Origin of the sequence: Flavobacterium sp. F52, from assembly GCF_000278705.1 — a bacterium.
GTDB lineage: Bacteria > Bacteroidota > Bacteroidia > Flavobacteriales > Flavobacteriaceae > Flavobacterium > Flavobacterium anhuiense.
The window spans coordinates 306,940-333,589 of sequence record NZ_AKZQ01000006.1; the positions used below are offsets into that span (position 1 = coordinate 306,940).

Below are 26,650 nucleotides of genomic sequence, written 5' to 3' on the forward strand. Positions count from 1 at the left end.
AATACTTTATCTTTGTCGCTATTAAAAATAAATTTATGAGTTTACGTCAGTATTTAACAAGCCGAGTTTTTTTCTTGCAATTGCTTGCGGCCGCAGCTATAATCGCTGTTATTGGTTATTTATTTATGCATTGGTTAACTTTTACAACAGATCACGGACACGAAATTGCGGTGCCGAATTTGTCTAAATTGACTGAGGAACAAGTAGAAGAGAAATTGGATGAACTGGATTTGGACTATGTTTTATTGGATAGCGTTGATTACAGAAGTGAATACCCAAAATATAGTGTTGTTGAGCAAGATCCGCTTCCTGGAACAATGGTAAAAGTGGGTAGAAAAATTTATATCAAGATTAATGCTTCTGGTTTTTCTTCTGTGAAAATTCCAGATTTAATCGAAAAAACATATCGTGAGGCTGTGCCAACCTTAAAAGCGTTAGGTCTTGAGCCGGGAACGATTACGTATATTCCGAATCTTGGAAAAGATATGGTATTGGAAATGCGTTTAAAAGGAAGAAACTTAAAAGTTGGAGATAGAGTGCTTAAAGCTTCTAAAATTGATTTAGTTTTAGGAGATGGAAAAGCAAGTTATGTAGATGAAAGTCAGGCAACAGATAGTACTGCGGTGCCTGCAGAAACCCCAAGTGATGAACAATAATATTGAAGAAAATTTAGATCTGGAAGACGAATTATTTGAGCACTACAGATTTGAAGTCCCAAAAGGTCAAGCGTTTTTACGTATTGACAAATATTTAATGTATTTGATTCCGAATGCCACACGAAATAAAATTCAGAATGCGGCAACTAACGGTAATATTTTTGTGAATGATATTCCGGTAAAATCAAATTACAAAGTAAAACCTTTTGATGTGATAACGGTAATGTTGTCACATCCTCCGTTTGAAAATAGGGTAGATCCAGAAGATATTCCGTTGGATATTGTTTATGAGGATGATGCGTTATTGCTTATCAATAAACCACCCGGATTGGTTGTACACCCAGGTCACGGGAATTATACTGGAACTTTGGTAAACGCTTTGGCATTTCATTTTGAAAATCTGCCAATGAACAGCAGCGAACGCCCAGGTTTGGTTCACCGAATTGATAAAGATACTTCTGGTCTTTTGGTTGTGGCAAAAACAGAGGCTGCTATGACGCATTTAGCAAAGCAATTCGAAGCTAAAACTACCGAACGTGAGTATATTGCTCTAGTTTGGGGAAATGTTGTGGCAGATAGCGGTACAATTGAAGGAAACTTAGCGAGACATTTGAAAGACCGTATGCAAATGGCGGTTTTTGATGATCCAGAAATTGGGAAACCTGCTATTACGCATTATAAAGTTTTGGAACGTTTTGGTTATGTAACTCTTATTTCTTGTAGACTAGAAACAGGAAGAACGCACCAGATTCGTGCGCATATGAAGCATATTGGTCATCCGTTGTTTAATGACGAGCGTTACGGCGGTCATTTGATTTTGAAAGGAACGACTTTTACAAAATACAAACAGTTTATCGAGAATTGTTTTAAAGCCTTACCACGTCAGGCGTTGCATGCTAAAACGCTTGGATTTGTTCATCCGAATACGGGAGAATTAATGCGTTTTGATACAGAATTGCCTCAGGATTTTCAGGATTGTATTGAGAAATGGCGTAATTATGTGAAGTCGCATAATACTGAAGAAGAGAATTAAATTCTTTAACATAGAATATATTAAAAAAAGCTCCATCAGGAGCTTTTTCTTTTTTACCATTAAGCTATTAAGTTAATTAAGATATGCCTAATAGCTTAATGTTTTCTTAGCAAAGAAAATTAAGCGCAGTACTTAATTAACTTAATATCTTAATGGTTAAACTTATGCTTTAAAGTGTTCTAATGTTTAAATCAGTTATTTTGACTTCTCCGTTGGTTATAAAGCCTAATTTTCCTTTTTGGTTTAGATTGCTTTTTTCTAAAGAACATTCTAAACTCGTTTTACCGTCGACAGAAAATGATAATTGGTTGTTCATGACTTTAATTTTTACAGCATACCATTTATTGTTTTCTAATTGCATTGGCTTTCTAAATAAGGTTTTTCCGCCTCGTTTGCTATACGAATCGTCTTTTTTAACATAAACTCCATCACCAATTACAATATTTTGATCAATTTGATACAAATAGGTTCTAATGTATTTCCTTTATCCAAATTGAGCATAATTTCAAATAAAGATTCGTTGGTCATATTGGCTTTCAAATCGATTTCATAATTCTCTGGGAGCTGTTTTTTTGAAACTAAAACGCCCCACGGTGAAAGAGAACCTTTTCCTGTAAGAGTATCATTTTTTAGAATCCATTCTTTAGAATTAATCGCCCAATCTGATTTTAGCTCTTTTGAATTGTTTAAAGTATATTCTTTTTTTACTGTTGAAATAGTGCTAGAACACGAAATCAAGATGAATTGTAAAAGGAGAAATACTGCAAATTTTGTTTTCATTTAATTTAATTCTGAATGATATTTTATTTTTCCGATTGAACCTGTTTCTGAAGGCAAAAGTTCGAAAACAGAAGTAGGAGCAAGGCCTTGTTCGATTCGGTGAGAAACATATAGTATAGAAACGTTGGTTTCTTGTTTTATGGTGTTGATAAGCTGAATTACCAAATCTACATTTTCGTCATCTAAACCTTCTACAGGTTCATCTAAAATCAATAAAGGCGGATGTTTTAAAACGGCGCGAACAATTAATGCAACGCGCTGCTGCCCGATAGAAAGGTCTATAAAACGCTTTTTTCTCAAGTGTGTCATTTCGATCACCTCAAGCCATTGCGTCACGATGTTTTTTTGATGTGTTGTGGGCTCTGTATACAATCCGATTTGGTCAAAGAATCCCGAGAGAATCATTTGTTCCAGTGTGTGTCCTTTTTGAAATAAATCCATCATTGAAGTGGCGTAAATTCCGATTTGTTTTTTGATGTCCCAAACACTTTCTCCGGTTCCTTTTTTTCTTCCAAATAAGAATAAATTCTGCCCAAAACCTTTTGGATTGTCTCCTGTAATTAATGATAAAATAGTGCTTTTTCCAGATCCATTTGGACCGACTAACTGCCAGAATTCTCCTTGTTTGATGGTCCAAGAAATGTTGTTCAGGATTTTTCTTTCTTCATAACTTACCGAAACATTTTCCAATCTGATTAATTCATTTTCGGGAAAAATGTGAGTTTCTGTTGCTTTTGGAATTGCTGTTGTATTTAATGTTTTGAAATGATTTTCGGCTTTTTTAAATGGATGCAATTCGAATGTATTGTCTTTTATTTGAGCTTTATTGGGCACAAATTCAAGAACATCAACAGTACGGTTTAAAAGCTGAATAATCGCAATATCATTTGTTAAATCTTTTAACGAATCGGCTAAAACTACTCGTGAAGCTTGGTCTAAATGATCAAAAGGATTATCAAAAATAATGTAATCTGGTTTTTGATTGATGCAGTATTTTAAAAACTCTTTTTTACGTTCGCCAGAGGAAAAAGTTCGAAGCTGTCTGTGAGAATCTGGAGAAGCTTCAACGCTGTCATATTGAAATTCTTTTTCGATGAATTTTTCGATCGCAATATCAGAAAACAATATTCCTTTTTGATTATTAAAAATGGCTAATTCTCCAGTTGCTTCGCCATTTAATATATTTTCGATTAATTTTTTTTTATTTACCTGATTTGATAAAAGTATATCCCAGTGTTGCATTATATTTTTTGTAAAGTATTATTTGTTTTCGTTTAAAGCCATTTCGCGGTCATTTCTTGACCATTCGCTCCAAGAACCAGCGTATAATTTCGGAATTGGAAGTCCAGCGTAATCCATCGCCAATAACGTATGGCAGGCTGTAACGCCAGAACCGCAGTGAACGATTGTGTTTTCTGGTTTTATATCTTTCAAAACAGCTTTATACTTTTCAGCCAATTCATCAGCTGGCTTAAAGAATCCGTTTTCATCCAGATTTTCCGTTAGCGGAACATTAACGGCTCCAGGAATATGTCCTGCAATTAAATCCAATGGTTCTACCAGACCGTCAAATCTGTTTTTATCACGAACATCAATTACAATGTTCTGATCGTTTTTTCGGGCTTTTTCGACTTCTTCAATATCGGCTAAAGGCAATTTCCATTCCTGCGAAGGATATATTGTTTTTTCAAAAGTCTCAATTCCAGAATTAGTCGGAAATCCTGCTTGAATTGCTGCTGGATAAGCACCGTTTAAAACTTGAATTTTTTCATGCCCAATCGCACGCATCATCCACCAGAATCGAGCTGCGAAATTGGATCCATTTTTATCATCATAAACCACAACATGATCTGAAGGTGAAATTCCTAATGAAGAGAGAGTTTTTGCAAAATCTTGTGAAGATGGCAGCGGATGTCTTCCGCCATTTGCTGGATTTTCAGGAACTGCAGCCAAATCACGATTTAAATCGACAAAACGTGCACCTTTTAAATGTTCTTTTTGATAAGTTTCAAAAGTGCTTGCGCCAGTTCGAGCATCAATTAGAATGATTTTAGGATTGGCAATTAATTCTTCAGCTGTAATTAATGGAGAAAGAGTAGTAGACATTTTTATTTTTTCTTAGAATTGCCAAGCCAAAGCAAAGCATTCAAAATTAATTGACTTTGTGTTTTGTTTTCAAAAGTATACGATAGAGTTTTGTTTGTTCCGCCTTCATAATCGATATCATTATGTCCCATGTTTACGTACAGCATTTTGTATTTTTTATTGGTCCAAACGACAGGATAATAACCGCTGTGCCAAATTTCATGCGCTTTTGGACCAGTTCCTAAAGGGAAACTCGATTCATCTATCGCTAATAAAATCTCGATGTCCGGATTTTTGGTTAAATCGTTAGACCATCTGTACCATTCGTTTGGAGCAGAAGAGAAAGTTTTAGGTAGATTTTTGGTCACAGGATGCTGATTTTCTACTCTCAAAACTGCCGAAGTTGGTCTCCAAGTATTGCTTCCATATTCGCCAGAACCTAAAAAAGTATTGTGATACCAATTCCAATCTTGATTGTAACTTGAATTGTTTAATGCAAATGCCGAGAAATGAAATCCGATAAAACCGCCACCATTTTCCATGTATTTCTGGAAAGCTTCGCGTTGTTCTTTTTTTTCAGGACGTGTGTCTAGAAATAAAACAATCTGATATTTTGCCAAAAACTTAGCGTTTAAATTGTCCCAATTGCTGGTAGAATCATATTCAAAATGGTTCTCTTCTGCTAATTTTGGAAAGTATTTATTGGCTTCATGCACAAAACTGATATGCGCTTGATCATTTTTTGCGGTATAAAAAGCAATGACTTTAAATTTTGGATTCTCTTTTTTCTTTTGCGAAAAGCCAAACAGAGAAAACGTTAAAAGAAAAACTAAAATGCTTCTTTTAAAAAAGGTTTGGTGGTTTTGGTTAAAAATAGTCATGAATGTTGGAATAATTAAACTGGGATTTTTTCGATTAAAATTTCATGTTCCGATTTATCAAAATAAGTGCAAGTCATTTCCACAATATCAACACGCCATTTCGCAATACCGCATTGCGCGCAATGATTGCAGAATGTCATATAATCGGTTTCTCCGTGCTGATGCTTTACCAGATGTTCTATAAAAAGTTCTTTATTAGGATAGTCAGCAACTTTAATTTCAGGATATTTTTCTTCAGCTGCGGCTGTGTAATTGTTTAATCCGTAGTAAACAACGCTTCCGTCGTGTACAAAAGTGTCATACCCTTTAACGCCAAGGATTATTAAATCTTGAATGTAATTTGGAAAATCTGCACCAGTTTTAACTTTAGAGTGTGCTTCTTTTATTTGATCTATTGTAAACATAATTTTAATTTTAGATTGTTGATTTTAGATTTTAGATTTCGCCACAAATTACACTAACTTTTTATTTAAAAATTTCGAAAAATTAATTTGTGTCAATTCGTGAAATTCGTGGCGGAAAAAAAATATCATTTCAAAAATACGATTAATGATTTTATAAACGAATCAAAAGATTCAATATGTGGCAAATGTCCCGTATTTGGAATCTCCACCAGTTTTGCATTCGGAATTGCTTTTTGAGTTTTCTTGCCCAATTCAGCATAATTTCCCATTGTTTTTCTCACTTCTTCAGAAACCAGCGGTTTTCCTAAAGCTGTTTTATCTCTCGTTCCGATAATCAATAATGTTGGGCATTTGATGTTTTTAAATTCATACAAAACAGGCTGTGTAAAAATCATATCATACAAAAGAGCCGAGTTCCAAGCCACAATGTCATAATTTGGTGCAGTTGTCCAGCCTGCGCCAAGTTCAGCCCATTTTTGATAATTGGCATTCCATTTTCCGTCATAATAATTTGCCATTTGGTATTGCTTAATGCTTTCGTAATTCTGTTTTAATTCCGATTCGTACCACCAATCAACAGGTTGGTATGGCACGACTAATTTCCAATCTTCTAAACCAATCGGATTTTCTAAAACCAGTTTTTCTGTAGTTTCAGGATACATCAATGCAAAACGCGTTGCCAACATTCCGCCCATAGAATGACCTAAAATCGTGGTTTTTTGAATTCCTAAATGATCTAAAAGTCTTTTGGTGTTTTCGGCCAATTGCTGAAAAGTGTATTGAAAATGGTCTGGTTTTGTAGATTTTCCAAAACCAATTTGGTCTGGAACAATCACACGATACCCTTCTTTTGTCAACGCTTTAATTGTAGTTTCCCAATAGGCACCATTGAAATTTTTTCCGTGCAGTAAAACAATGTTTTTTTGATTATAGTTTTCTGGTATAATATCCATATAGCTCATTTTCAAGTACTGGTGTTGGTTGCTCAGTTCAATAAAATGAACAGGAAAAGGATATTCGTAATTCGTTAAATTAATATCTAATGCTTTTATATTTCCCTGTTGGCCAAAACTTAAGCAAGGAATGAGTATGAATAATAGTTTCAGGATTTTCATTTGAGAGGCAATTTTTTTAATGATTTATAAAGTTAAACCGAACCAGTTTTAAAACAAAGCTCAAAATCTTAAAGTTATCAGAAAAAAAGCTTTTAAAATGGTTTCGTTGTTTTTGATGTCAATAATCGATGATTTATTGAAATTTTATCGATTAAATGATGATGATTATGAAAATAATGCATTTTGACGAGTAATGTAGCACTTCAAAGGACTTCTTTTATTAATAGGAAAAATGGATGTAATTTAGTGTCAGAATGTTGTAAGCCTTAAATATTAGTATTATGAAAAAGACAATACTTTTGCTCCTGCTAACAGTCCCCACATTTGCCCAAGAACTCAATACTTTTGATTTCGCCGTTATAAACTCAACCTTAATTTCTGCAAATATAGACCTTGATAAAGGCCGTAGCGTTGTTGCGGCAAATCAAGATCAATATTCAGCTTATTTTCAGTATGCTCTTACGATGTGTGAGGACGATATTATTTTTGGTGCTGGAATTGACAAGTCTGAAATCGATCGTACTTATGTAGGTTATATCGGTAAAATTTGCGATAAATTTAGAGCTACAATTGGCATAGGATATGTCGATTCTAGAAGCGGTTATGAGGGGACTTTTACGGGTTTTAGCATCTCATGGCATTTTTCTGAAAATACCTATATTGGAGGAAATTTAGAAAATTTGCATTCATCAATAATTGATTATGATACCGATGAGAGTTTTGATTACTATAAAAAACTCGTTCCCAAAGTTTTTGGAAGTTATGAAATTATCCCAAATGTGATTGCTTTTGGACAATTGAGTTCGAGAGTAAATGACATTGCTTTAAAATATCAGGTTCGCCGATTTTCTGCTGGAGGATTTTATTCTGGGCATTCAGTTGGTGGGATTTTCGGAACTGTCAATGTCGGACGATTTGCCTTTTCCTGCAGTACTACTTTTGAAAGAGTAAACTTCGGATTAAAGTTTGAATAACGAGATTAAAAATAAAAGTTTGTTGAGAAAAAAATCCCAAAGGCAATGTCAGCAATTGTCTTTGGGATTTTTTATAAGTTTATTACATCGTCGGTTTATAATCCAACAAAATCGTCGCTTTTAGGGAAAATACTCAAAGCTTCAATCGCTATTTCTGGGGTTGGAGAAGCCAATTTTCTAAGTTTGGTATCCATCCAAGCTCCGTCTACTGTAATCGTTGCGCAAAGCGTATCATCTTCTCTTCTAAATTCGTGAATGATAGACCAACGTGAAGCATCGGCTTTCATTTTTGAAGTTTTAGTATGAATGAATATTTTGTCTGAAAGTTTTAATTCTTTTCTGAAAACGCATTCTTCTCTAAATAAAACAGGTCCAAAACCTTGTGTCTGCATTACTTTTAGAGTTAATCCCAGTTCTTCAAGGATTTCGATACGATGTTGTGCGCCAAAATCGTAATAAGCACTATGACGAACGTGAAAATTTGGGTCTAAATCTGACCAGCGGAAAGATATTTCTTTTACAAATGAAGCCATTTTATAATTGTAATTTTAATGAGAAATCGAAATTACAAATAAAAAACAAACGAATATCATAAAATTACTATGCATGCATATTTTTTTATTGTTTTTGAATTTGCAGCATGTTGTAAATACTTTCAATTATGCTCTTTCGACTAGACAGTTATAGCATCCTGGTCTTGCATTATGAATGTGGATGTACTCTATTTTTTCGTTTTCAAAAGTCTTGATAATGCTTTCTTTGAGGGTATTTCCTTCAACCACAGACGCTTCTTTCATCATGCCATTTTTGTCATAACCGCGCAACGAAAGTAATCTGTGATTCAGCATGTGCGGAATTTGGTTGGTTTCGAATGTAGCTGTAGTGGCTTTTTTTCGTATAAAAATTGGTCCGCTTGCTTGATAAGGTGAGGTTGTTTTATGATGGCTGTAGGGCAAAAGAATTACTTCTTCGCCAATTTGAGCATCTTCTAGACTTACTCTACAAGGAAATCCCGGAAATTTATCGACAGCCATTCTGATTGCGCCGATTTTTTCTAGTTCTAGATCTGTTAATTCAAAGTAGCCTAAAAACTCTGTATGATTTAAAGACTTGATTTTAAAATTTGTTTCCATAATTTTTTAAGCAAAAATCATATTTGTTAGGAAGCAAAAAAATCCAAATCTTGCTATGTTTCTTGATCAAAATATTTATAATGTCATTGTAGCTAATTCAACTTCAAGTTTGTCGAAGTTTTCTTCGTTTTTATCAACTACGTAAGGTTTCAGTTTTTGGCATTCTTCTTCGGTTTCAAAAAGCATTTTAAAAACTACTTTTGTTTCATTTTCAGAAATAGTTTCAAATGTGGTTAGAATTTGAAAAAGCGGTTTTGAATGACGTTTCCAAGCAATAAGATTCGGTTTGTCAATTTTTATAAATTCGCATTCGTTGGCATAATTTCCAACTTCAGGGCCATGCATGATGAAGCTCCATTTGCCGCCTTCGCAAAAATTAAATTCATGAAAAGTGTTTGTAAAGCCTTTTGGTCCCCACCAGTTTTTTAAATGTTCAGGATCGCTCCATGCCTTGAAAACAAGTTCTTGAGGGAAATTCAGAATTCGTGTTGTCACCACTTCTGAATCAGGTGTTGTGGATAGAATTTCTGAAGTCATTTTTTGATCGTTTTAAATTAAACAAAAATGCGCAGTCATAAAATTACGTTATTTTTAGATACTTTCAAGATTATCCCATTCGTATTCATTTTATCATACAACAAAGCTCTTATAAAAACAGATGTCTATTCAATAATGACTTCAGAAGTGGCATGAAAAAATAGTTTATGCCATGATTGTCAGGTTTGAAAAATGTCATGTTGTCAGACGATTTTTTAGTCTCGACAGTAAAACTGACAATTTTATTTGGTTTTTTATATTGGCACAAAGATTGACTTATGCCACCTGAGTTATTAAAATAAAATCAAAAATTAAATATATAAAAAATGGGTAAAATAATCGGAATTGACTTAGGTACGACGAACTCTTGTGTTTCTGTAATGGAAGGTAACGAAGCAGTTGTTATCCCTAACGCAGAAGGAAAAAGAACTACACCATCTATCATCGCTTTTGTTGAAGGTGGCGAAATTAAAGTAGGTGATCCTGCAAAAAGACAAGCAGTAACGAATCCTACAAAAACGATTGCTTCTATTAAACGTTTTATGGGACACACTTTTGCAGAAACTGAAGGTGAAGCAAAAAGAGTTCCTTACAAAGTGGTAAAAGGTGACAACAATACTCCACGTGTGGATATTGACGGTCGTTTATATACTCCACAAGAATTGTCTGCAATGACACTTCAAAAAATGAAAAAAACTGCTGAAGACTATTTAGGTCAAACAGTTTCTGAAGCAGTTATTACTGTTCCTGCTTACTTTAACGATGCTCAGCGTCAAGCTACAAAAGAAGCTGGTGAAATCGCTGGTCTTAAAGTTATGCGTATCATCAACGAGCCAACTGCTGCTGCACTTGCTTACGGATTAGATAAAAAAGGAACTGATCAAAAAATTGCTGTTTACGATTTAGGTGGAGGTACTTTTGATATCTCTGTTCTTGAATTAGGAGACGGTGTATTTGAAGTATTATCTACAAACGGTGATACTCACTTAGGTGGTGATGACTTTGACCAAGTTATTATTGACTGGTTAGCTGACGAATTCAAATCTGAAGAAGGTATTGACTTACGTTTAGATCCAATGTCATTACAGCGTTTAAAAGAAGCTGCTGAGAAAGCTAAAATTGAATTATCTTCTTCTGCTGAGACTGAGGTAAACTTACCTTACGTAACAGCTACTGCTTCTGGACCAAAACACTTAGTAAAAAAATTAACTAGAGCTAAATTTGAGCAATTATCAGATGCATTAGTAAAACGTTCTATGGAGCCAGTTGCTAAAGCATTAAAAGATGCAGGTTTATCTACATCTGATATCGACGAAGTAATCCTTGTAGGAGGTTCTACTCGTATGCCTAGAATCGCTGACGAAGTTGAAAAATTCTTTGGTAAAAAAGCTTCTAAAGGTGTTAACCCTGATGAGGTTGTGGCTATTGGAGCTGCTATTCAAGGTGGAGTTTTATCTGGAGATGTAAAAGATGTATTGTTACTTGATGTAACTCCTCTTTCTTTAGGTATCGAAACTATGGGTGGTGTATTAACTAAATTAATTGAGGCTAACACAACTATCCCAACTAAAAAATCTCAAGTATTCTCTACTGCTGCTGATTCTCAACCATCTGTTGAAATCCACGTATTGCAAGGAGAAAGAGCTATGGCAGCTGATAACAAAACTATCGGTCGTTTCCACTTAGATGGTATTCCACCAGCACCAAGAGGAGTTCCTCAAATCGAAGTAACTTTCGATATCGATGCTAACGGTATTATCAAAGTTTCTGCAACTGATAAAGGAACAGGAAAATCTCACGATATCCGTATCGAGGCTTCTTCTGGATTAACAGCTGAAGAAATCGAAAGAATGAAAAAAGATGCTGAAGCTAATGCTGATGCAGATAGAATTGCAAAAGAAAGAGCTGAGAAATTGAACGAAGCTGATAGTACTATTTTCCAAACTGAAAGTCAATTGAAAGAATTGGGAGATAAATTGACAGACGATCAAAAAACAGCTATTGAATACGCTTTAACTGAATTGAGAATGGCTCACCAATCTCAAGATCTTGACGCAATCCAAAAAGGATTAGACAATGTAAATGCAGCTTGGAAAACAGCTACAGAAGCAATGTACGCTCAAGGTGGTGACCAAGCAGGTCAACAAGCTGCTCCACAACAAGAGCAATCTGGAGACAATGTTGAAGACGTTGAATTTGAAGAAGTCAAATAAGTACTGATTAACATCAGTTAACAATAAGTGCTAAAGCGCTGTAAACATTATGTCTACAGCGCTTTTTCTTTTTAGTCCTTTTTCGATTCTGCTGTTTTTTAATCGTTTTTTATCATATATTTGTACCATATTTGTACCTGTCTCTTAAAAGGGGACAAAGTGGGACTTATGTACCCTTATGGGGTCTTAATAGGGAGACAAAGATGATGAAGAGAACGAATAAACAATGTCTTAACTGCGGGGAGGAATTTCTCCCTAAAACTGTGACTTCTGTTTACTGCTCGCATGTATGCAGCAAAAAAGCATACAAACAGAAGATGAAACGGTTTAAAATTGAAGAGGAGCTCAAAGCGCTTACAGATAAAATACCCGAGAATAGGGCATTTATTTCTATTCCTGAAGCTGGCATGCTTTTTGGCATTACCAATAAGTCGCTTTACCGCCTTGTAGGCCAGGGAAAAATTCCTTCAGTTAATCTGGGAACCCGCCTTATAAGAATAGACCGCAGAGTTACGGAAGAGATGTTCGGCCCTGCACGTAATCTGCCGCAGGCTGAAAGCGGACTCAAGAAAAAATTATACAGCCTTGAAAAAGAGGACTGCTATTCCATCGGCGAAATAGCTCAGAGGTTTCAAATATCTGAAGGTTCTGTCTACAGCCATATCAGGAAATATTCAATCCCGACCAGACAGATCGGAAAACATGTATATGCGCCAAAAAGCGAAATTGACAACTTGTATAACGGAAATGATTTTATATGAAGCAATTAGCAAAAACCAAGGTGACGGTGCGTCTTCGCAAAGCAGAAGATCGAAATGAATGGTATGTTTACATAGAAAGCTATCCTGTTGAGATTTCCGGAAAGAAAACTCCCCAGAGAATCCGTGAATATCTAAACAGATCCATAACAACTGTGGAGTGGGACAAGAAAAGAACTGCTCGGACAGATGCGGCTGGATCAAAGTCCTATAAACCCAAACGGAATGATAACGGAATTATAATCTGCAGAAGCGAAAGCGACCGTGAGATCATGCTGTATGCCGACGGAGTGCGTAAAATTCGGCAGAAAGATTACGATAATATTAATCTGTACAGTGACGCGGAGAACCTTATGGCCGAACAGAAAGAGAAAGGAAAAGAGGATTTTATCAAATACCTTTCTGCAGTGGCTGCTAAAAGGCATGTACGAAGTTCAAAATCCATTCAGTTTACTTGGGAGCGTGCCGGAGAATTTTTAAAAAACTATTCTAAAGGTACTCTGATGTTTTCCCAGATTGACAACAGAATGGCGGAAGATTTTAAACTGTTTCTTCTGGGTGCCCCGCTCGGAGGAGGCAAAAAAGGAATACTATCCCACAACACTGCGGCAAGGTATTTTTCCATTTTTAAAGCGGCTTTAAAACAGGCCTTTATCGACGGATATCTAACAGTTGATTTATCTTCAAAAATAAAAGGCATTCCGGATCAGGAGTCAAGACGTGAATATATGACCATTAAAGAATTGAATGCATTGGCTGAAACACCCTGTGAAAAAGATGTCCTTAAAAGAGCCGCACTTTTCTCAGCCCTTACAGGTCTGAGGCATTCCGACATTCAGAAACTCCGCTGGAAAGAGATAAGCCTGGAAGATGGCATGGTCAAACTGCATTTCACGCAGAAAAAGACAAGGGGTGTCGAATATATGCCTATTTCTCGGCAGGCTTTCCAGCTCTGCGGAGAACCAAGGCTCTCCGGGCAGCTTGTTTTTGAGGATCTGCCTGACCCGTCCTGGATTTCTCGCCCTTTGAAAAAATGGGTTGTATCGGCAGGCATTAAAAAAAATATTACCTTCCACTGTTTCCGACATACATTTGCAACACTGCAGTTATCCAGCGGTACAGACATTTATACGGTAAGTAAAATGCTGGGACATACCAACGTAAAAACTACTCAGATCTATGCAAAAGTGGTAGATGAGAAGAAAAATAAAGCATCAGAAGCAATACAATTGGTATCTTTAAAGAAAAAAGAGTAATGAAAACAAAGTACTTCGAATATATTGCAGTTTACCTGTCTGTATTTTTGGTGTGTGTCTTTGTCGGCATAATAGGAAGAATGGTGCTTCTGGAAAAAGGCGCTGATGAATATACTGCCGGCGTTTTCTTTTGGATCAGCACTGGATTTGGAGTTTTAATGTTTGCAATTCTAAGTTTATTTCTAAACGAATTGGTAGCCGGCTTGCTGAATCGTTTTTTGAAAGCTAAAAAAAATGGACCGCCTGAAAGCCGCATTCCAAATGAAGACCTTCTAAAAATTGACGAGGAACTGCAGGATGCTTTAAAAACTAAACCCGAATTGCCTGAAAATAAAAATTCAGCAGGAGATATTGAACAGATAAGGGAAGAGCAGCAAAATGTGATCAAAAATCAAAAACAGGCCAGAATTGATATTGCCATCCGTTATGCTCATCACGAGTTCGCGCTGTATGCAGCGGATGATGATTTGAAACAATTGAGTAAGAATATAATAATATATGCCGAAGAAATAAATTTCGAAAATATTAAGCCGGTAAAAGTAAAAGATCTGTCCAATCTGGATTTGTATCATTTTGGCTGGAATATCTGGAATTATTTTAAAGTCAGCAGACAGGACAGAGCCGCGCAATTTCTAAAATTAACTTTTGCCTATGCTTTAAAAGATGTTGAAGAAAACAGCATTAAAACGCATATGAAAGATGATGAACGGAAAGGCATTATAAAGATAATAGAAGATTTTACTCATCTTTAAAACACTGTGTTTTTCAAGTGTTCTTGTTGTGAAACAGGACACAGCAAAAACACTTTTTTTATTTGTACCATAACAATTAAAAACGGTAGTTATGGACATAAATGATATCTCTTTTGAAAATCTGCCCAAGGCAGTTGCATACATAGCGAAAGAAATTGCAGAAATTAAGTCTATGATTCAGAATGTACAGGTATATGAATCTAAATCTAAAAGCAATCCTATCGGAATTGAAGAAGCAAGCCGGCTGATAGGGAAAGCAAAGCCCACAATTTACACTCTTGTAAGGCAGAGAAAAATCCCGTGTTATAAGTATGGTAAAAAACTTTATTTTTTTGAAGAAGAGCTTTTAGAATGGATTTCTAAAGGGAAAAAGAAAACAATACAGGAAATCGAATCAGAAGTATTGAAATATAATCGTAATAAATAGATGGATAATAGACAGCAAGAATACTTAAGTCACTCCATTATAACATTAAAAAAATAGTAACAAAATGATAGATTATCTAAAGAAAAATAAAATTAAGCCATTTTTTGAGAAGTAACTCAGATATATTTCATCAATCGTTTTTTTCTTAAGACTGAGACAAACTATTCATTCGACAGAGGGTGAGAAAAGATATGTTGAGGTTAGTTTAGTGTCAAACCGCAACCAAAACTGAAAATTAAAACATCAATTGATATAAAAAGTAAAAGCTTCCGAAATTGGAAGCTTTTTATATTTTAGTTAGCAGGCTAATTGACGGGTTCTTATCTTCTGTAGTTTGCACTTCTTCAAATGCGTCATTTTTGTAATCGTTTGTTGTTTTTTCCATAGTTAAAGTTATTTTAGAGTTATCATCGTCATTATCATTATTATTGCCTAAATGCGGCATAGCATTGTGGATACCGAATATTTCACGGCCAACTTCAAAACATTCGTGTGTATGTACACACACTGAAACCAGTAAAAACAGAAAAAATAAGAACCTGCGCTTTTTATCAACCATACTGCCTTGAGTACCTTGTTTGATTATGCAAATGTACGAAATTATTTAATATGGTGCAAATTGATTAATTATTTGATTAGATATGTAATGAGGAAATAAGATGAGTAATAGTAATTAAGGCAATCATATTCTTATGTTTTATGGTTAATTAAATATTTTCTGGAAGTGATGATCTGTATAAAAAGAAAAGGGTATACAGTTTTGAATCTAAAGGTATCAAGCCTTGATTTTGCCACATTTCTTATTTCCTAAGATTGCAAGGGCCACGTTTTTGCCACAAAGTTGATTATTTGCTTAATGATGTTTTAAATCGGCTGCAATTTTCATGATAAGCAGCTTATAAACTTCAAAAATCAAACTTTATATTTAAGAATGATTTTATATTTTATTGGGCTACTTTGGCAAATACAAAATTTAAATTAATTTAGTTCCAACAGTGTTTGCCGCTATAAAAGAAAGAGATTTTAAAATAACATTCAAGATGAAAATAAACCGAATAATTGCAATTGCAGTAAATGAGTATGATGATGTGGAACTGAATAAAATTCAAAATGCAAAAAGTGATGTGTCGGCGATGATTTCAATTTTAAGTGAGAAATATGTTTTTGAGGATGTAGATTTTCTTTATGAGAAAACTGATACCACGCGAAAATCAATTTTCAATAAACTCAACCAAATTTTTGCGCAGGCGCTCGAGGATGAAAATATTCTTCTAATCTATGCCGGCCACGGACAATATAGCGACATATTGAAAACATCTTATTGGCAGCCCTCAGACTGCGACCCTGCTGATGTTTCAACTTGGATTAATATTAGCGAGATTTTGACTTTTATTAACGCTTCGGAAGCATTTCACATAGCGATAATTTCTGATTCTTGTTTCTCCGGGGCTATATTTGAAAATCCGCATAGAGGAGGAGGCATGGAGGCTTTTGAAAAGAGAAAATCACGATTAGCTTTGACATCAGGAGGCATTGAAAATGTAAGTGATGGCGCCAAGGGAAGGAATAGTCCATTTGCAGAAAATCTGATAAAGCTTCTAAGTGTAAATGTTCAGCCGGAAATGCCCTTTAGCGTCCTATCAAGCAATCTTCTTATGAGTTTCAATAGTGATCGTATACAAACCCCTATGTGCGGGGCATTAAATCGTGTCGGACACGAAGGAGGGTCGTTTATTTTCAAATTGAAGGGATCTGAAGCTGAAAAGCCTGAGAATGGCTCCAATTTTTTAAAAATAAGATTAGGCAATCTATATATTCCCATGGCAGATGGACATCTGGCCTTGATAGCCAAAATCAGACTGCTGAACAAAGAAAAGCATGATCTTGTTCTGGCACAAAAATATAAACGTGCTATGGAGCTTCGAGACGAAGAAAAAAGATTGGAAGATTTAATACATGGAACGACTGCAGAGTATATTAACCAAATGTTCAGCAATGTGCAAGCGACAAAGCAGCAGACTGAAAATATTAGAAAAATCGAGCTGAAAGTATCCGACTTCAACAACGAATATAAATCCAAGCAAAGAAGAATTGAAAGGATCATGCAGGGACACGAACTTAAATTATTGGAACAGAATGAGGAAATACGAACTGAAGATCGTGATTCATTGCGGTTAATGGCTGAACATGAAGCAGGACATTTCGAATTTCTAAATCCAAGCAGGGAGTTTTACAGCTCAGAGAAATCAAATTTAATCCTGCAGTACCTCAAGAGTGTTTCCAGCCTGTATGTTTATTTCCTGCAGATAAAGGCAGATTCCAAAATAATCTTTTTAGAGGAAAAGAGGGAGGCCCTGTTTAATATCTTGTTAAGAATATACGAGTTGGAGGTTAAAATGCTTTATAGATGGTATTCTGATGAGATAGACGAACTTATCGTGTTGAAAAAAATAGATATTGATATACTTAACTGGTTTCGAAGTTAATATGGGCAAAAAATGCCCGCTTTACCAGCTTTATGATTTAAAAAAGTGAGCCGTTCCAAAAAAGTAAGTTAAAAACAAAAGACATTCAAATCTATCAGCTCGATTTTTGCGTATCTCAAGATTGTGTTAATATTGCTGATGCAGTATTTCTCGAAGTTTAAAATTTTTATATTTGAAAATAAATTTATTTGCAGCTAACAGACAGGTCTTGATAATGCAGAAGGCAATACAGATACAGGTAAGAAAAGATTTGGACCCGCGCCAGCAGCTCACCGTCATCAAGTTAAAGGGAAGCCTGATTTCAAAAGGCTATACGGAAATCATCCACATCCTAGATCAGGATGAGGAATTCCACATCAATACTTTTGAGACTTCGCCCGAGCAGCGCTGCGAGTCGCAGCAGTATATTGCGTCGTTTATCGATGCGGAGAATATTTCCGATACAGTTTCCATCATATAATATGTTGATGCCTCATTTAACTGTGATAATTATTTATCGCAGATTAAATTACATTTGAATATTTGAAAAAAATCAGTCGAGTTTTATTATTGATTTGTTTGATTAGTTAGGTGAAGTGACATTGAGAAGAAATTCTAGTGTTCAATCAGTAGGCCCTGCTTCCTGAAATGGTCAGGATGTGTGGAGTCCTTATGGAGGGGCAGCAGTGCCCGTCATTTTCGGCATATTCCAACAATTCGACATGAATTTGGCCGCCTGTGATCTTGTCAAACTGAAACAGGGTATCAGGTTCATAACCGGCAATGACCTTGACATCAAAGCCGCTGTTCTGATACAGCGTCAAACCCTGTGCTACAATTGCATTTCCTCCGTCTTTTGGGACAAGGCAGAAATATACCGCAATATCTTCAATGCCGTCCCCGGTAAAATCCCCGGTGTAAGACTGCTGAATGTCAAGCGCCGCATCATGAGAGGCTAAGATTTTAGGGAGGTATTTTCTGAACTGCTTTTCAGCTAGCCTTACGGCGTCATTTGTTGTAATTTTTGGCCTGCCCGCCTGCTTTTCCTTTAGGGAGAGCTCTTTCTCTTTTAGCAGGAGTTCCTTCTCCTTGAGTTCCAGTTCTTTTTCTTTGGTTGAGCTGTTGCAGCCGCCCGCCGCTAATGATAATAGGAGCAGCAGAGTGAATTTGATATTTCGGTTCATTTTAATGTAATGGTTGTTTTGGATTAGAGCTTTGCATTATAACGCCACGCTTATGTTAAAGGCTGTGCAGTACTAAATTAAGCGATTATTTGGATTTGGCAAATCTATGCGGTAAAAAAGAATAGTAAAACGGCTGAAAGGGCTAGTCAGTCGATTTATTAATGCCTTACGGCGGTTTTTTTGTTTTAGCAGAAGGATAGATCGCAGACCAATGCGATTCACAATAATCAATAAGGGGTTAGTTTTTTTGGGAGCTTTTCCCGCTATACGTTCCAATATTTTGTGTCAAACACCGGCACAAAAGGATTTTCACTGCTAGCTGGGCTAAAAAGTTGAATCCATTTTATGTTTCGGTTCCCAGTTTTTCAATAATAATTTCAAAAGGTGCTGACAAAACTAATGCATTTTGAATATGGTTTTGTAAAGTGTGATTTTTGGATGGCTTTTAGTTTTAAAAATTATTTTGCGGCCGCGATTCTACCGAGAAACTGAGATTACAGAATATTTATAAAAAACTAATCTAATTTTGCAGCCCAAAAAATAGCAGCTCCATTTTCAAACAAGAAAATAAATGACGCTTTTTTGATTTCTATTTTTTTTAGGGACGTAGTTTATGTAGCCGTATTCATTTAAATCTTTTATGCACCTGTGATATGTGACAGGACCGGTTATTTTGGCTATTTTCATAATTTCATGCCTATAGGCTTTGATAGGATTGATATTGCCTTCATTTGCTCTGAATTGAAGAAGTGCCGCAAAAATTCCAATATGGGTAATGCTGATTCGCTGGTCTTTTTCTATTGATCTAAAGAATTCCGTCAAAGGATTTAGTTGTTCCATTACTGTCGTAATTTAGATTTAGATGCCTCTTTGAAAGATTGATTTTTTATACTTGGTTTACAGCTCTGAATTCGCGAGTTTGATTTTATTTCTTTTTCAGATGAAGTGATCTGTACTTTTCGAAATTCATGGTTAAATATATTCAAAGATTTAAACTGCGGATTGGCTTCTATATAAACCTGATTTTCTCGTCCATTTTTAATCAGCACGGCAGATGCTCTGTCGCCCTGCCTTAAAGTATTTTTTAGTTTCTCGATTTCATATTGACTGGATATCTCTTTTAAAGGGAAGGCCTTCAAAGTCTTTTCCAAATCATAAGCATATTCATTTCGAAATTCTTTTAAGTGATAATTGCCCGAAGCGTCTTTATCATTAAAGTCGAGCTGAAACCATGATTGGTTATGCTCTACAGAACGGCCTGACAATAAATTATAAACTTGATTCAGCTTAAAATTGTTTTCCAGCCCATTTTTAAAGTAGTATTCCCTGCTGTCTTCTGGTGCAGAATTATTTTGCAGGCTACTTTTAAATCCATCGAGTTCAAAATGGCCTTCAGTATTTTTTGAAAAGCAGAGAGTATGATTGATCTTTTCTTTTTCATTAATGTAGTAGGATAGAGGCACACTGAAATTTTCCTGTTCTTTGTCGATAAGATTTTTAATTTTTTCGGATAAATCGGGAAAGCCGATACGCTGTACTTTCTCGTTAATCGAATTGAAGTTTATCTCGTGTTTTTTTGCGTCACTGCGAAGTGAAAGCTGATTTTGTGCAGTAGTGGTTATTTTCCTTAGGATGCGTGAAATGAGACTTGGATGCAATTGTTTTGACATCCTATGGATTTCCATTTTAAGGATTCGAAGCGTATGCTGCTCCTCAATATTTTTTGAGGATTTGTATTTCGTTCTGATTTTCTCGAACAGCCGCAGTTTCTCAGCCAACAAAGATTTGTTTTCCGCCGGAGTAATTGAAAAAAGCATATTGAAGCGTTCCTCTCTTGCTTTCCATTGGCTGAGTTCCATTTCTACTCTATTTGCGGGAAACTGCGGGTTCATGATCTAATTTTTTAATTATTTTAAAATTTCTAAACCGAATTAGACTGCTGTTTTCTTTTTTTTTTATTTGCAGTCGGGGTTTCATCGTTGTTCTCAACTGTTTCATTCTGTTTCTTGTCAGACTGTTTTTCAGAGGTTTCTTCGTTTTGAGATTTTTTCTCTTCTTTGCTCTCCCTGTGATTGATTCTCTGTAAGCTGCCGTCATAGACATTCAGAGTCTTAAACTGGGGATTCGCCTCTACAAACATTTTGCTCTCTGTTCCTTTGACTGTGAAAGTCACCGACTGCAGATTTCCCTTTTTAAGGGAGTTGATAAGGTCTTCTTTGTATTTAGGAGTTTCAAGCTCCTTAATGGAATGTTTGGCAAGGCTGGCTTCAAGATCATAGCCGTAATTCTGATGAAACTGGTTCAGTTTGAAGGCTCCATTACTGTCCGTATTTTTGAAGTCGATCTTGATCCAGGCGTTGTAAGCTTCTCCTTCTTTAGTTTTGAGGTCTTTGTTTACAGAACGCCCCTCCATTAAATTATAGGCCTCTTTGAGTGTAATGCTGGTGCTGTCATTATTTATGTAGAAAGTCTGCTCAAGTCCTTCTTTTGATTCTTCTTTTTTTAAATTCACATGATAGGAATTAAAAAAGTACATGTCACTCTGATCGGATTTTTTGAAATTTAATTCTACAGACATGGTATCTTTGCCGTAAACGCCGTTGTGGGCAATTTTAAATTCTTTGTCTCCTTTGAGCATGTGTTCTTTAAGTTCAGTATCGAACGTTTCTCCAAACCCAGTATATTTCAGCTGGTCTTTTAGGTAATCTAAATTTTTCTGATTCATTGTGTTTGTGTTTAAGTTATTTTCTAAAAATTCTTTCCCATCCCGTTCCCTTTTGGAAAATCCGGTAACTTTTATTGCTTCATTTTTGGAATTTTCTAACTCACTCTTTAAAACTGCTTTTAAGTCGGATATGATTTCTCCAATCGGTACATGTTGAAAATATTCAGCATCATTAATTTTCGCCAGACAGTATTCCTTTGCATCCAATTGGTATCTGAAAAACTTAATTTTATTGATTTCAGTTATCTCTTCTGTATTAAAAGCCACGTAATTATATCCATAGTAAACCATTTCTTCAATGTAGGACAGCATCATTTCAGTGTCAGTCAGATTGATGATCATAATCTATTTTTAAAATTAAAAAGTGTCTATATTGAATTCTGCAATCTGAAATACCTTATCGGTCAGATTATTATTTATATCTGCTTCCAAATGTCTTCCGCCGTTTTTTTCAATCATCTGAAGCGTTAGATATTTACTCTCAGGAATGGTAAATTTCTCCAGCGCATAGACTTTAATTATTTCAGATTTATACGGTATTACTGCAGAAGATGAAGTTGTGTATAAGGGCTGCAGTTCTATTTCCTGCGATGCGGTACGTTTTGACTTCTTCTGGTCTCTGATAAAAAAGCGAAGCTGGTCAATATCGTAGTTAATCTTTGATTTGTTTTCAAAAACAACACGCAGATACAAAACATCCTGATGTATAAAGATGCCGTTTACCTCCACTTTGATCTGATGCTTGGATTTTTTTAATCCGCTAATCTTTTTCTTTTTGGATAAAGCGAGCGAAGCACACTTTTCAATTATTTTCTGATTTTCGTTTTCTAAAGAAAAAAGCAGATCCCTGCTTGTTGCGTCTGCATTTTCAGCATTAATGCTTAGATCAGGACACTCATCATTATAGTTCAGCACAAATACATAAAGTCTGCTGTCAGCCGTAACTACAGTAATATTAGTCTGGGTGAAATTCTGCTTCCCTGCTTTAAGGAGTAAAATATTTTCAACGCCTTTTGCTTTCTGCATCAGGACATCAGCGCTTCCTTTATCCATGCTCTTAATCGGATATGGAAAAACAATGCTTGTTGTTTTTGAATAGCCAATCTGCAGATTTGTGAGATGGTCGGCATTATAGCTCGTAACTTTATTGATAAACTGCGCAAAGCCTGATAAGGCTGTCATAAAAAGACACAGCAGACAGATTAAACTTTTGTTTTTCATTTTATAGCCTTTTAGTTATTTTAAATTTTTTTGTTTCTCATCATACAGCAGGACATTATAGCCTGCTTTAACTTGGACCTTTACAAGTTTTACCTTCTTGCTCATCAGGCTTTTTGCTGCTTCAATTCCCATGCCTGCAGCCTGTGCACCCCAAGAATCCGTTACTCCCGTCAGCCCCAATGTTTGAATGGAACGGTCGGCCGAAGCTTTAGCCACATCCCTGCTGATGGCTCCAGGGATATAAATCCCGCCAATTCCGTCGATATCATATACCGTTAATTCCACCGGAAAAATTGAGTTTCTATACTGGATATTGTTCACTTTGACTTCCAGCCTTTCCCCTTTTAAAGATGCCGTTCCATATAAAAATGTGTTTTTAGGGATGATGGTGCCCTGAAGCATGACATCGCTGCGGAGTCTCATCTTTATGACAGATCCGTTTACAATGGTCTGTGTTTCGTGGATTACTGCTTGGATTGAATTGGGCTGATCATCCGACTTTATGCTCTCATCTTCCGTATAGAATGAATTTCCTTTATAGGCAGCTGAAAGGTCAGTGTTCTGCTGAAGGGAAGTCGTATTATCACTTTCTTTTTTAAGGTCGACACTTAATATTTTCCCTTTTTTGCTGTCTGCGGACTGCTGCAGTCTTTCCTGCACACGGGCTGGGTGCTGGATATCAAGTATATTCTCAAGCATTCCTCCAAGCTGCCGCAGTTCCGGATCAGGTTCCTGTGAAGCACCCATTGAAGACATCATTTGCTCCAAGTTTTTTATTTCCTTGGAGGTTTCATTTGATGAGTTGTAGTTTTCAAACTCGCTCATATCCTGACCGTAATTGTTTGCAGCCGGCTGGCTGATTGCTTTTTGCAGGGCATGCAGTTTTTCATAGATTTTCTGTTCATTTCTGTTCTGCAGCGCAGTGGAATTCAAAGCTGATTTTCGTTTTATAAAAATCTGTCTTTCAAAATCGTCCTGTATAAATTCATCACCAAATTCCTTCGAAGACAATACATTAGAATAATTGGGGTCTTTTTTGATCTGCTCCTGCAGTTTTAGGGAATCTGTAGACGCCTGGTCGTAGTAGCTCATCTTATCCAGAGAAGAATCCTCTTTGAAACTGGGAAGAGGAAGATCAAAATTGAATCCCTTTTTTGTTTCATTTGCAGTTTGAGATGCTTCCATTCTGCCGCCGCCTAAACTATAGAAGAGAATAGTTATGAAGGGCAGTGTTATAATGGGAAGAATCAGCAGCATTTTTCGTTTTTTAGATTCTTTCAGCGATATAGTTTTTGTTTCCATGTCTTTATTTTTTAATGGATTGCTTTAATTTTAGAGGTGCCGGCATTTATTTCAATTGAAGAGGCATTGCCTGACAAAGCAGTATAAATGTTATAGAGAAAATATCCTGCTGATAAAACTGTAAACAATACCAGCAGAAAAACGAGTTTTTTTTTGGAAAAGCCTTGTGAGATGATACTCATTCTTTCAGCCCATTCTTTCTGTGCCATTAAGTAGTGCTTACTGTAGATAAATGGCGCTTCCTGTTTTTTTAGCAGTGCTTTCATAGTCTTTACTTTCGGTTTTCTATTGCCAGGTCTTTATTCTCAATGGTATTGAAACGTGCAATTAAAAAGCCATGAGGATTATTGTCGCTTCTGGATACGTTGCGAAGGCTTCCTTCTGTAATAAGATTTCTTCTTAAGATACTTGTAGTTCGTATTATGTTCTGCTTTGCAAAACATTTAAAGCGATAAGGATAGTCATTGATATCCACCGCCACACTGTCAATCTGGATAGTCTGGCTTATGTTGCCTGATATTATTCCGGAATAAAACCCATTTTCCTTTAAATCATCATAGATCCGTTTTGCGCTGTCATCAGCCAGATACAAAGCTTTGGTTACGTTGGTTTTGATTACCTTATCATCAGGATCCAGTGTAAAGAAAAACTTATGGAAGGTTTGTACATGGTCTTTTGCTTCTACCGGCACGTTATCTTTTCTCTCCGATGCATATGCTTCCAATGCTTTTCCTGCAGCAAGAATATAAACCTTGTCCTGCATGCTGCTGACGGTCTGAAAAGTTTTGTAAATGGTATAGCAGCAGATAACCACACATCCTGCTATTACCAGCATTGTAAAGCTTCTGACATATTTAAAGGCCGTATCGATATTTTTCATTTTGGTAAACATGAGCATCATTTATTTTGAATTTCCCTTGAGCTTATCGCTCATGTAGTTTCCTTTATCTTCAAAGTAAGGTGCGGAAGCAGCGGATGAGGACATTCCCTGTGACATTCTGCCTGCAGCATTTCCCATAGAATCCATAACCATTGCAGTGCCTTGAGAGGCCTTTGACGCTATAGAACTTGCAGAACTGCTGAAAAGGCTGGTAGCTTTCTGTGCGAGTGCTCCGCCGCCGCCTGCATGAACGATGTAATTAGCCACTGACGGCACAGTAAAGTATCCAATAATGCCGATGATCATGAAAATGAGATAAGCCATATCTGTTCTGCTGAAAAAGGTATCTCCTGTAGTCTGTACCTGAGTAAGATCGAGTTTGAGCATCAGTTCCTGGATCTTGCCGATAATGCTGCCGAATATATTGGCAACGGGAAGCCAGAGGTAAATATTGATATACCTTGCCAGCCATACAGTGAGTGTATGCTGGAATCCATCAAAAACTGCTATTCCAAATACAAGCGGTCCGAGGATAGAGAGTACAACCAATTGAAAGGTGCGCAGTGTATCGATGCAGAGCGATGCGGCTTCAAACAAAACTCGCAGCACATCGCTCATCCATTCTTTGACAGAATTCCTGAAATTGTACGATGCCTTTTCCATTGCAAATTTTACATCATTGCCGATGCCTGCCAGCATGTTTTCTTCCGATGGGTCCTCGTCATGCGTATATCTATACCACTTATCACGGTCGCCGGCTCCTGTTTCCCCTACATACATTTTCCATGGATCGCTTATTTTAATTGCCTTTTCTTTCTCTTTCAGAAGAACCGCCACGGCATTATTCGACCCGGCTACCATAGCTGCGGTAGCAGTAACTGTAGGCTTCATAACTCCATTTATAAGAGCGAGAACCGAGGGAAAAATCATGATGCAGAAGCCAATTACAAACGGGCGGAACAATGGGTAGAAATCGATTGGTTCGGCACTTGCTATATGCCTCCATACCCTGGAAGCGATGTACCAGATTGTCCCGAATCCAGCAATGCCTTGTCCAACGGCCAAAAGGTTGCTGCAAAGCGGCATCATCTCATCATAAAGATGGTCCAAAACTGAATGCAGGCTCTGCATGTTATCTCCTAATCCCTGGGCTGATATTAATAGAGGCATCAGAAGCATAACTGTAAAAAAAGCCTTTTTGATTAACCGCACTTTCATCTTTTTAGTCTTTAAGTTCACGCAGTTCTCTGGAAGCATATACATCGTTTTTCTCTTTTTCCCTCTGGAGTGCCAGTATGTTTGATGAAGCATTAAAACTTCTTACAAACAATAGCTTATCCTGCATTTCCAGATAGATGTTGTCCACTGCCTCCAGCCGCTCGTCATCTGACATTCGGAGTTTGTTGGCAGTAATTACCATAGTGAGTTCGTCCAGATTTCTTAGGCTCTGGATCAGCAGATTTCCGTAAACCTTTTCAAAATATCCTATTTCCTCACCGCTGAAGCTGTCACTTTTTACAAAACGGTTTAGCCCTTTTCTGCTTTCCCTGACCAGCAGTATCTGCGAATTGATGATATCGCCGACTCTTTTGTAATTTTTTACAGCTGGACTCACCTGCATAAGGGCATTCAGAAAAGTTTTATGCAGGCTGAAGTTGCCTTCAGACATTTCCTTGACAGTCTTGTATCCTCCCGAGAGCAGCTCGTATCCTTTTTTCATATCACTTAAGATCTTTTTGAACTGGGAGAGTTTTTCAATATTCAGGATCAGCTGCTGTATTTCTGCTGACTGGGCTTCTGCTTTTTGAGGAGCCATTAATAGCCAGGCGGCCATCCCTAAAATCAATATCTTTTTCATCATGTTTAAAT

General features: G+C 36.4%; 31 protein-coding genes. 10 read left to right on the forward strand and 21 right to left on the reverse strand.

Annotated elements, in window-relative coordinates; all coding sequences use genetic code 11:
• Positions 1-35 precede the first annotated feature (35 nt).
• Entirely contained in the window at positions 36-656 is a 621-nt protein-coding gene (locus FF52_RS02955) for a PASTA domain-containing protein (protein ID WP_008462802.1), read from the forward strand.
• Positions 646-1,689, forward strand: coding sequence for an RluA family pseudouridine synthase (locus FF52_RS02960; RefSeq protein ID WP_008462803.1), 1,044 nt, complete (start codon positions 646-648; stop codon positions 1,687-1,689). Before FF52_RS02955 ends, FF52_RS02960 begins: the two co-directional genes overlap by 11 nt.
• 169 nt (positions 1,690-1,858) lie before the next feature.
• Here the strand turns inward: FF52_RS02960 and FF52_RS23845 are convergent, their stop codons facing one another.
• The 7 genes from FF52_RS23845 to FF52_RS02990 all read right to left on the reverse strand — a co-directional run bounded on the left by FF52_RS23845 (position 1,859) and on the right by FF52_RS02990 (position 6,954).
• Entirely contained in the window at positions 1,859-2,152 is a 294-nt protein-coding gene (locus FF52_RS23845; protein WP_008462804.1) for a hypothetical protein, read from the reverse strand.
• Positions 2,125-2,469 carry a hypothetical protein gene (locus FF52_RS23850; protein WP_008462805.1) on the reverse strand — a complete coding sequence of 115 codons (345 nt, stop codon included), beginning with the start codon at positions 2,467-2,469 and terminating at the stop codon, positions 2,125-2,127. Before FF52_RS23850 ends, FF52_RS23845 begins: the two co-directional genes overlap by 28 nt.
• A complete protein-coding gene (locus tag FF52_RS02970) occupies positions 2,470-3,711 on the reverse strand; it encodes an ATP-binding cassette domain-containing protein (protein ID WP_008462806.1) in 1,242 nt (413 codons plus the stop codon).
• 18 nt (positions 3,712-3,729) lie between these two features.
• The gene (locus FF52_RS02975) at positions 3,730-4,575 is read right to left on the reverse strand and encodes a sulfurtransferase (RefSeq protein ID WP_008462807.1); all 846 of its coding nucleotides are present in this window, start codon (positions 4,573-4,575) and stop codon (positions 3,730-3,732) included.
• 2 nt (positions 4,576-4,577) lie between these two features.
• Positions 4,578-5,435, reverse strand: a complete 858-nt coding sequence (locus FF52_RS02980; RefSeq protein WP_008462808.1) for a ThuA domain-containing protein — start codon at positions 5,433-5,435, stop codon at positions 4,578-4,580.
• A 14-nt stretch (positions 5,436-5,449) separates the two neighbouring features.
• Entirely contained in the window at positions 5,450-5,839 is a 390-nt protein-coding gene (locus tag FF52_RS02985) for a DUF1398 domain-containing protein (RefSeq protein ID WP_008462809.1), read from the reverse strand.
• A 125-nt stretch (positions 5,840-5,964) separates the two neighbouring features.
• Positions 5,965-6,954, reverse strand: a complete 990-nt coding sequence (locus tag FF52_RS02990) for an alpha/beta fold hydrolase (RefSeq protein WP_008462811.1) — start codon at positions 6,952-6,954, stop codon at positions 5,965-5,967.
• 281 nt (positions 6,955-7,235) lie between these two features.
• Here FF52_RS02990 and FF52_RS02995 point away from each other — a divergent pair, with 281 nt between their 5' ends.
• Positions 7,236-7,928, forward strand: a complete 693-nt coding sequence (locus tag FF52_RS02995) for a hypothetical protein (RefSeq protein WP_008462812.1) — start codon at positions 7,236-7,238, stop codon at positions 7,926-7,928.
• 95 nt (positions 7,929-8,023) lie between these two features.
• Here the strand turns inward: FF52_RS02995 and FF52_RS03000 are convergent, their stop codons facing one another.
• From FF52_RS03000 to FF52_RS03010, 3 genes are all read right to left on the reverse strand, one after another.
• Positions 8,024-8,461, reverse strand: coding sequence for an acyl-CoA thioesterase (locus FF52_RS03000; protein WP_008462813.1), 438 nt, complete (start codon positions 8,459-8,461; stop codon positions 8,024-8,026).
• 126 nt (positions 8,462-8,587) lie between these two features.
• Entirely contained in the window at positions 8,588-9,061 is a 474-nt protein-coding gene (locus FF52_RS03005) for a DUF1203 domain-containing protein (RefSeq protein ID WP_008462814.1), read from the reverse strand.
• Positions 9,062-9,136: 75 nt separating this feature from the next.
• Positions 9,137-9,598: an SRPBCC family protein gene (locus tag FF52_RS03010; protein WP_008462815.1), complete on the reverse strand. Its 462-nt coding sequence runs from the start codon at positions 9,596-9,598 to the stop codon at positions 9,137-9,139.
• Positions 9,599-9,924: 326 nt separating this feature from the next.
• On the opposite strand from FF52_RS03010, the gene dnaK reads away from it, so the two are divergent.
• The 5 genes from dnaK to FF52_RS03035 all read left to right on the forward strand — a co-directional run bounded on the left by dnaK (position 9,925) and on the right by FF52_RS03035 (position 15,004).
• The gene (dnaK, locus tag FF52_RS03015) at positions 9,925-11,811 is read left to right on the forward strand and encodes a molecular chaperone DnaK (protein ID WP_008462816.1); all 1,887 of its coding nucleotides are present in this window, start codon (positions 9,925-9,927) and stop codon (positions 11,809-11,811) included.
• Positions 11,812-12,014: 203 nt separating this feature from the next.
• Positions 12,015-12,572, forward strand: coding sequence for a helix-turn-helix domain-containing protein (locus FF52_RS03020; protein WP_035690687.1), 558 nt, complete (start codon positions 12,015-12,017; stop codon positions 12,570-12,572).
• Positions 12,569-13,825: a site-specific integrase gene (locus tag FF52_RS03025; protein ID WP_008462818.1), complete on the forward strand. Its 1,257-nt coding sequence runs from the start codon at positions 12,569-12,571 to the stop codon at positions 13,823-13,825. Before FF52_RS03020 ends, FF52_RS03025 begins: the two co-directional genes overlap by 4 nt.
• Positions 13,825-14,577 (forward strand): hypothetical protein, encoded by a 753-nt coding sequence (locus FF52_RS03030; RefSeq protein ID WP_008462820.1) that lies wholly within the window; start codon positions 13,825-13,827, stop codon positions 14,575-14,577. The genes FF52_RS03025 and FF52_RS03030 overlap by 1 nt, the downstream gene beginning before the upstream one ends.
• Before the next feature lie 91 nt (positions 14,578-14,668).
• The gene (locus FF52_RS03035; protein WP_008462822.1) at positions 14,669-15,004 is read left to right on the forward strand and encodes a helix-turn-helix domain-containing protein; all 336 of its coding nucleotides are present in this window, start codon (positions 14,669-14,671) and stop codon (positions 15,002-15,004) included.
• A gap of 286 nt (positions 15,005-15,290) precedes the next feature.
• On the opposite strand, the gene FF52_RS03040 is transcribed toward FF52_RS03035, so the two are convergent.
• Complete coding sequence (locus FF52_RS03040) at positions 15,291-15,512, reverse strand: hypothetical protein (protein WP_157498495.1); 222 nt, start codon at positions 15,510-15,512, stop codon at positions 15,291-15,293.
• A gap of 532 nt (positions 15,513-16,044) precedes the next feature.
• Between FF52_RS03040 and FF52_RS03045 the strand changes: the two genes are divergently transcribed.
• Together FF52_RS03045 and FF52_RS03050 are read left to right on the forward strand one after the other, a co-directional pair.
• Positions 16,045-17,490, forward strand: a complete 1,446-nt coding sequence (locus FF52_RS03045; protein ID WP_008462826.1) for a caspase family protein — start codon at positions 16,045-16,047, stop codon at positions 17,488-17,490.
• Positions 17,491-17,704: 214 nt separating this feature from the next.
• Positions 17,705-17,950 (forward strand): hypothetical protein, encoded by a 246-nt coding sequence (locus FF52_RS03050; protein ID WP_035690633.1) that lies wholly within the window; start codon positions 17,705-17,707, stop codon positions 17,948-17,950.
• A gap of 145 nt (positions 17,951-18,095) precedes the next feature.
• Here the strand turns inward: FF52_RS03050 and FF52_RS03055 are convergent, their stop codons facing one another.
• The 10 genes from FF52_RS03055 to FF52_RS03100 all read right to left on the reverse strand — a co-directional run bounded on the left by FF52_RS03055 (position 18,096) and on the right by FF52_RS03100 (position 26,639).
• Positions 18,096-18,653, reverse strand: coding sequence for a hypothetical protein (locus FF52_RS03055; RefSeq protein ID WP_008462831.1), 558 nt, complete (start codon positions 18,651-18,653; stop codon positions 18,096-18,098).
• A gap of 555 nt (positions 18,654-19,208) precedes the next feature.
• Positions 19,209-19,493 carry a hypothetical protein gene (locus FF52_RS03060; RefSeq protein WP_008462833.1) on the reverse strand — a complete coding sequence of 95 codons (285 nt, stop codon included), beginning with the start codon at positions 19,491-19,493 and terminating at the stop codon, positions 19,209-19,211.
• A complete protein-coding gene (locus FF52_RS03065; RefSeq protein WP_008462835.1) occupies positions 19,493-20,545 on the reverse strand; it encodes a hypothetical protein in 1,053 nt (350 codons plus the stop codon). Before FF52_RS03065 ends, FF52_RS03060 begins: the two co-directional genes overlap by 1 nt.
• 29 nt (positions 20,546-20,574) lie before the next feature.
• Complete coding sequence (locus FF52_RS03070) at positions 20,575-21,720, reverse strand: hypothetical protein (RefSeq protein WP_008462837.1); 1,146 nt, start codon at positions 21,718-21,720, stop codon at positions 20,575-20,577.
• A 15-nt stretch (positions 21,721-21,735) separates the two neighbouring features.
• A complete protein-coding gene (gene traN, locus FF52_RS03075) occupies positions 21,736-22,599 on the reverse strand; it encodes a conjugative transposon protein TraN (RefSeq protein ID WP_008462839.1) in 864 nt (287 codons plus the stop codon).
• Positions 22,600-22,614: 15 nt separating this feature from the next.
• Positions 22,615-23,901 carry a conjugative transposon protein TraM gene (traM, locus tag FF52_RS03080; RefSeq protein ID WP_008462840.1) on the reverse strand — a complete coding sequence of 429 codons (1,287 nt, stop codon included), beginning with the start codon at positions 23,899-23,901 and terminating at the stop codon, positions 22,615-22,617.
• Positions 23,902-23,912: 11 nt separating this feature from the next.
• On the reverse strand, positions 23,913-24,167 hold the full coding sequence (locus FF52_RS03085) for a hypothetical protein (protein WP_008462841.1): 255 nt from the start codon (positions 24,165-24,167) through the stop codon (positions 23,913-23,915).
• Between the two features lie 5 nt (positions 24,168-24,172).
• A complete protein-coding gene (traK, locus tag FF52_RS03090; protein WP_008462842.1) occupies positions 24,173-24,802 on the reverse strand; it encodes a conjugative transposon protein TraK in 630 nt (209 codons plus the stop codon).
• A complete protein-coding gene (gene traJ, locus FF52_RS03095; RefSeq protein WP_416371844.1) occupies positions 24,803-25,960 on the reverse strand; it encodes a conjugative transposon protein TraJ in 1,158 nt (385 codons plus the stop codon).
• 43 nt (positions 25,961-26,003) lie between these two features.
• Positions 26,004-26,639, reverse strand: coding sequence for a hypothetical protein (locus FF52_RS03100; RefSeq protein WP_035690693.1), 636 nt, complete (start codon positions 26,637-26,639; stop codon positions 26,004-26,006).
• Positions 26,640-26,650 lie beyond the last annotated feature (11 nt).